Origin of the sequence: Halomonas sp. TP35 (genome assembly GCF_052375975.1) — a bacterium.
In the GTDB taxonomy this organism is placed as follows: domain Bacteria; phylum Pseudomonadota; class Gammaproteobacteria; order Pseudomonadales; family Halomonadaceae; genus Vreelandella; species Vreelandella citrativorans.
The window spans coordinates 75,358-81,634 of record NZ_JBQSUZ010000015.1 but is presented as its reverse complement, the minus strand read 5'-3'; the positions used below and the strand labels follow the sequence as shown (position 1 = coordinate 81,634).

The window sequence follows — 6,277 nt, the reverse complement described above, 5'->3', positions numbered from 1 at the left end:
ACGCTTAATCAATCAGGTCTTGAGTCCATTGCCAACCTGCAGCAAATCGAGCGCCACTTGGGGCAGGTGCTTGAAACGCTTGAACCCGCCGTGCGTAATCCACGTCGGGCTGATATAGAGGCGCTTGGCATAAACATTGAGCAGCACATCGCAGCCATGAGCGCGACGTGGCAGCAGTTCAGGTCCGTTGAAGAGAGCACGGAGCAAGTGATGGCCTTCGATGCGCTCTTCGCTGAGTGGCTGGATAGCGTTAACGTGGCGCTAGAGGCTGTTCAAACCGGCAATGGGTTTGTCGCCTTTGAAGCCCTGACCGACACCCTTCAGCCCCAAACCGCAGCGCTACGCGAGATAAACAGTGAACTGGTCGACGATGAGCGTGTGCAAGCCCAAGTGTTAGTGTCCGATGCACAACGCAGCCGCCAGCAGATGCTGATAGCTCAGCTGGCGCTGATCGCGATTGGCATGCTGGTTCTTATTGGCCTGAGTACGTTTATTCTACGCAATGTACTCAACGGCTTAGCGGGTGCGCGCCACCTGACCTTTCAGATTGCGGCAGGGAACCTGGCGGCCAGCAACAAGCAAACCAGCCACGACGAGCTCGGGGAACTGCTCTACTCGCTGGATACCATGCGCTTTAGTTTGGCCAGTATCGTCACTGATCTGGATAGTCGAGTGTCTATCGTGACTCCGGCCGTTAGGCAAATTGCTGCTGAAAACGAAGAGCTTTCATCACGTACCGAGCAGCAAGCATCATCGCTTCAGCAAACCGCTGCCAGCATGGAAGAGATGACCTCCACCGTGCAGCAGAATACTGAAAACGCGCGCCAGGCAACCGAGCTTGCCATGCAAAATGCCGACAGCACACGCGATACCGGCAAACAGATGGAAGCCCTGGTTGAGCGTATGCAGCGCATTGCTCAAAGCGCAGAAAAAATGACCGAAATGATCAGCGTGATTGATGGCATTGCCTTTCAGACCAACATACTGGCGCTCAATGCCTCTGTCGAGGCTGCCCGCGCGGGCGATCATGGCCGCGGCTTTGCCGTTGTCGCCAGCGAAGTGCGTAATCTAGCGGGGCGGAGCGCGACGGCTTCCCAGGAAATTCGCAAAATGATCGACAGTACTACTCAAGAGGTCAGCGGCGGGCGGAGTGCTGTAGAGCAGGCAGAGCGCGCCATTGAAAATGTGATGCAGCAGGTAAACCGTGTCAGCGTGTTAATGGAATCCATTAGTGCAGCCTCTAATGAGCAGAGCAGCGGTATCGGACAAATTAATTCAGCCGTCGCTGAAATGGACCATGTGACACAGCAAAATGCATCAAAAGTGCAGTCAATCGCGGCGTCAGCTGACAATTTGGCGCTAGAGGCCTTTGAGCTGGCCAACGTGGTCGATGCGTTCCGCTTAAAAGGCTTTCAAGAAGAGAGTGCCAAGGCTGCCCGCGATAAGCTTTCGTTTACGCATAAGGCTCAGCAGAAAACAACCAGGCAACTGCCTGCCGCCAGTAATGCCGCACTTGGTAAACTCGCCGCCCAGCCTCAGCACGACCAGTGGGAAGAGTTTTAAGCGTCTAACGCCTCAACACTCCCATACGTGATAGATGCCACCCTCCAGGGTGGCATTTTAGAAACGCATCAGCGGATTAATCTCGTCGGACACTACATCTGGCGCTGTGGGCAGCGCTCATGCCACAATCATGGGCGCTGGATTCACCTGCCCACCGCCGAGTTGGCAGCGGGCCAAAAAAAAGATGTAGAGGACACTATGCCTGAGTATCGCTCCCGTACGACCACTGCTGGCCGCAATATGGCTGGCGCCCGCGCTTTATGGCGTGCCACGGGTATGAAAGATGACGATTTTCACAAACCTATTATCGCGGTCGCCAACTCGTTTACCCAATTTGTCCCCGGTCACGTCCACCTGAAAGATATGGGCCAACTGGTTGCGCGTGAAATTGAGAAAGCCGGTGGCGTAGCCAAGGAATTCAACACTATTGCCGTCGACGACGGCATCGCGATGGGCCACGATGGCATGCTGTACTCGCTGCCCAGCCGCGACATTATCGCCGACAGCGTTGAGTACATGTGTAACGCGCACTGTGCCGATGCGTTGGTCTGTATCTCCAACTGCGACAAGATCACCCCTGGCATGTTGATGGCTGCTATGCGCCTGAATATTCCGGTCGTCTTTGTCTCAGGCGGGCCGATGGAAGCTGGCAAAACCAAGCTGTTAAATCATGGCCTGGACTTGGTAGATGCCATGGTAATGGCAGCTGACGACAGCGTGGATGATGAAACGCTGGCCGAAGTTGAGCGTAGCGCTTGCCCCACTTGCGGCAGCTGCTCAGGCATGTTTACCGCCAACTCAATGAACTGCTTGACCGAAGCGCTCGGCCTGGCGCTGCCGGGTAACGGCACTGTGCTGGCAACGCACTCGGACCGTCGTCGTCTGTTTGAAAACGCCGGCCACAAGATTGTTGAGCTGGCCAAGCGTTACTACGAAGGCGATGAGGCGCACTTGCTGCCTCGCGCGATTGGCTCGAAAGCCGCTTTTCGTAACGCGATGACCCTGGATATCGCCATGGGCGGATCCACCAATACCATTTTGCACCTGCTGGCGGCCGCGCAAGAAGCGGAAGTCGACTTCACCATGTCGGATATCGATCAGCTTTCCCGCGAAGTGCCGCAGCTGTGTAAAGTGGCGCCCAACACCCAAAAGTACCACATTGAAGATGTGCACCGGGCGGGTGGCATCATGGCGATCCTGGGGGAGCTTGATCGCGCGGGCGTGCTGGATACCTCGGTGCCCACGGTTTACGGTGATAGTCTCAAAATCGCGCTGGACGAGTGGGACATCATGCGCTCACCCAGCCCGGAAGTGGTTGAGTTCTTTAAAGCAGGCCCTGGTGGCGTGCCCACCCAGACGGCCTTCTCGCAAAGCACGCGCTGGCCAAGCCTGGACGGTGACCGAGCGACTGGTTGTATTCGTAACCTGGAGCACGCGTTCTCAACCCAGGGCGGCCTGGCCGTGCTTTACGGCAACATCGCGCTGGACGGCTGTGTGGTTAAAACTGCCGGTGTTGATGATTCGATTCTACTGTTTGAAGGCACGGCTCACGTCGTGGAGTCCCAAGACCAGGCGGTCGCCAACGTACTGGATGGCAAGGTAAAAGAGGGTGATGTCGTGGTGATTCGCTACGAAGGCCCTAAAGGCGGTCCCGGCATGCAGGAAATGCTGTATCCAACCTCATACCTTAAATCCAAAGGGCTGGGCAAAGCCTGCGCGCTACTGACCGATGGTCGCTTCTCGGGGGGGACCTCGGGTTTGTCCATTGGTCACGTATCGCCTGAAGCGGCAGCGGGGGGCGCAATCGGCCTGGTGGAACAGGGCGATACCATCATCATTGATATCCCCAACCGCACGATTAACGTCAAGCTTTCCGATGCTGAGCTTACCGCTCGTCGCGAAGCGATGGATGCCAAAGGAAAAGAGGCCTGGAAACCGGTCGAGCAGCGTCCCCGCAAAGTGACGCCTGCGCTAAAGGCCTATGCACTGTTAGCGACGTCCGCTGACAAAGGAGCGGTGCGCGATCTTTCCAAGCTCGATTAAACGTTCGCAAGGAGCATTATGAAAGCAACGATCAATGTGGGCCTGGTAGGTTATGGGTTCGCGAGTAAAACGTTTCATGTACCGCTCATTCAGGCCACGGAAGGCCTGGATTTGGTCGCGGTGTCCTCAAGCGACGCCGCTAAGGTGCAGGCGGATTTGCCTGATGTAGAGGTCGAGAGCGAGGCGCGGGTATTATGCCAGCGTTACGATATTGACCTTATTGTGATTCCTACCCCCAACGATACCCACTTTCAGCTTGCCAAAATGGCACTTTCTGCGGGCAAGCACGTGGTGGTGGATAAGCCGTTTACCGTGACGCTGTCAGAAGCCAAGCAGTTAAAATCGCTGGCCGTGGTGAAAGAGCGTTTGATCTCGGTGTTTCATAATCGCCGTTGGGATAGCGATTTTTTAACGGTTAAGGCTTTGCTTGAGACAGGCACGCTAGGACGTGTGACCGGTTTCGAGTCGCGCTTTGATAGGTTCAAACCAGAAGTACGCGACCGCTGGCGCGAGAAAGCCACGGCGGGTGGCGGTCTCTGGTTTGACCTGGGGCCACATCTGCTGGATCAGGCATGTGAGTTGTTCGGGATGCCCAACGCCATTTTACTGGAGCTGGGTACGCGCCGCGATGGCGCGCAAGCCGATGACGATTTTCTCGCGCTCCTGGCCTACGATGACCGGCGTGTTCAGTTAAGCGCCAGTGCGCTAGTGGCCGAAGCGACACCGCGTTTTCGGATACATGGCACGCAAGGCAGCTATATAAAATACGGTCTGGACCCTCAAGAAGATCGCCTGAAGGCAGGGGAAGTGCCTGCTGTTAATTGGGGAGAAGATACCCCAGGCACGTTGACGCTGCGCGAAGGGCAGGGTGAAAAGGCATCACTGACAAGCCATGAGCATCCTACTCAGCCGGGTAACTACCTGGCCTATTACCAGGGAATCGTCGAGGCTCTTCAAGGCCGTGCTGCGCTACCGGTAGATATCGAAGCCGCGCTACGCTCGATGACGCTTTTGGAAGCGGGGCAGGATAGCTACCGCCAACGCCGCTGGATAGCGCTTAAACCCCACTTTTAACCCAACACGAAAGTCGGCACCCGCTTCACGCGGGTGCCTTATTTGCTCGTTCCTCGCAAAACGTTACCACGCGGCACGGTTCTCGCTAGATCCGAAAATAACGCAAATTTGTAGCGCGTGGTAAGCGCAGCGCACCCGCGGGAGCAGCGCGCAGCGCTGCCAGGTGGTGTGTTACAAGGCATGGATACAGGCACGGCGACAACGCCAAGGTGGCTTGGCGCCGCCACTCGCGGGTGTCTTATTTACTCGTTCCTCGCAAAACGTTACCACGCGCTACGATTCTCGCTGGATCCGAAAATAGCGCAAATTCGTAGCGCGTGGTAAGCGCCAGCGCACCCGCGAGAGCAACGCGAAGCGTTGCCGGGTGATGAAGTGCAAAGCATAAACACGGAGGCACAAGCCAAGGCGGTTTACGCCGCCACTCGCGGGTGCCTTATTTACTCGTTCCTCGCAAAACGTTACCACGCGCTACGATTCTCGCTGGATTCGAAAATAGCGCAAATTCGTAGCGCGTGGTAAGCGCCAGCGCACCCGCGGGAGCAACGCGAAGCGTTGCCGGGGTTGGGTGGCGGGGTGCAATAGCACGGAGGCACAAGCCAAGGCGGCTTGCGCCGCCACTCGCGGGTGCCTTATTTACTCGTTCCTCGCAAAACGTTACCACGCGCTACGATTCTTGCTGGATTCGAAAATAGCGCAAATTCGTAGCGCGTGGTAAGCGCAGCGCACCCGCGGGAGCAACGCGAAGCGTTGCCGGGGTTGGGTGGCGGGGCGCAATAGCATAGACATAAGCACGGTGGCACAGCCAAGGCGGCTTGCGCCGCCACCCGCGGGTGCCTTATTTGTTCGTTCCTCGCAAAACGTTATCACGCGCTACGGTTTTTGCTGGATTCGAAAATCGGGGCCCGCGCTGAAAGGCGGGGCCGACATTACCTCACAGCAAATCAGCAGCGTCTTGGCGCTTCTCGTCACGTAATTTATCGCGGGCGATATACAGGGCTGCTATGGCACGGGCTTCATGAAAATCGTCGCGTAGCAAAAGGGCCGGCAGCTCTTCGATGGGGTGGGTCTCGACAATAAGCGGCTCTGGCTCATCGCCCGGCAGCCGTTTGGCATACAGGTCAGTCGCGATTAATACCTGCATGCGATGGCGCATATAGTTGGGGGCCAGTGAAAGCTCAACTAAAGGCTCGATGCAGTGAGCACCAAAGCCGCACTCTTCCATCAATTCACGGTTAGCCGCGGTAATAACATCCTCGCCCGAGTCCACCAATCCTTTGGGAAGCGTTAATACGTAATCTTCAAAACCTGCCGCGTACTCGCGTATCAGCAACACATGGTCAGGGTCAGGCATGGCCACAATCATTACCGCACCACGGTCGGCGCCGGTTAAACGCTCAAACTGGCGCTCCTCGCCGTTCGAGAAGCGTAAATCCAGTGACTCAATATGAAACAAGCGGCTTTTGGCTACGCTCTCACGGGCCAGTATCTGCGGCTTGCGCAGGTAGCCGGCGGGAGAATCAGATGCTGACATAAGGGCCTCCATGGCTGCTAAATAAGGGTTAGGCTACAATAGCACGCTTACTCTTTTAGACTGGAG

The 6,277-nt window shown here is 56.6% G+C and carries 4 protein-coding genes; 3 read left to right on the top strand and 1 reads right to left on the bottom strand.

Going from position 1 to position 6,277, the window contains the following annotated elements; all coding sequences use genetic code 11:
• From ACT3RU_RS15040 to ACT3RU_RS15030, 3 genes are all read left to right on the top strand, one after another.
• A partial coding sequence (locus ACT3RU_RS15040; protein ID WP_483392833.1) for a methyl-accepting chemotaxis protein occupies positions 1–1,563 on the top strand: 1,563 nt, incomplete at its 5' end.
• 198 nt (positions 1,564–1,761) lie between these two features.
• Positions 1,762–3,606: a dihydroxy-acid dehydratase gene (gene ilvD / locus ACT3RU_RS15035; RefSeq protein WP_193057437.1), complete on the top strand. Its 1,845-nt coding sequence runs from the start codon at positions 1,762–1,764 to the stop codon at positions 3,604–3,606.
• Between the two features lie 18 nt (positions 3,607–3,624).
• The gene (locus ACT3RU_RS15030) at positions 3,625–4,680 is read left to right on the top strand and encodes an oxidoreductase (protein WP_483392832.1); all 1,056 of its coding nucleotides are present in this window, start codon (positions 3,625–3,627) and stop codon (positions 4,678–4,680) included.
• Positions 4,681–5,611: 931 nt separating this feature from the next.
• Here ACT3RU_RS15030 and nudE read toward each other — a convergent pair.
• Positions 5,612–6,211: an ADP compounds hydrolase NudE gene (gene nudE, locus ACT3RU_RS15025; protein ID WP_193057366.1), complete on the bottom strand. Its 600-nt coding sequence runs from the start codon at positions 6,209–6,211 to the stop codon at positions 5,612–5,614.
• Positions 6,212–6,277 lie beyond the last annotated feature (66 nt).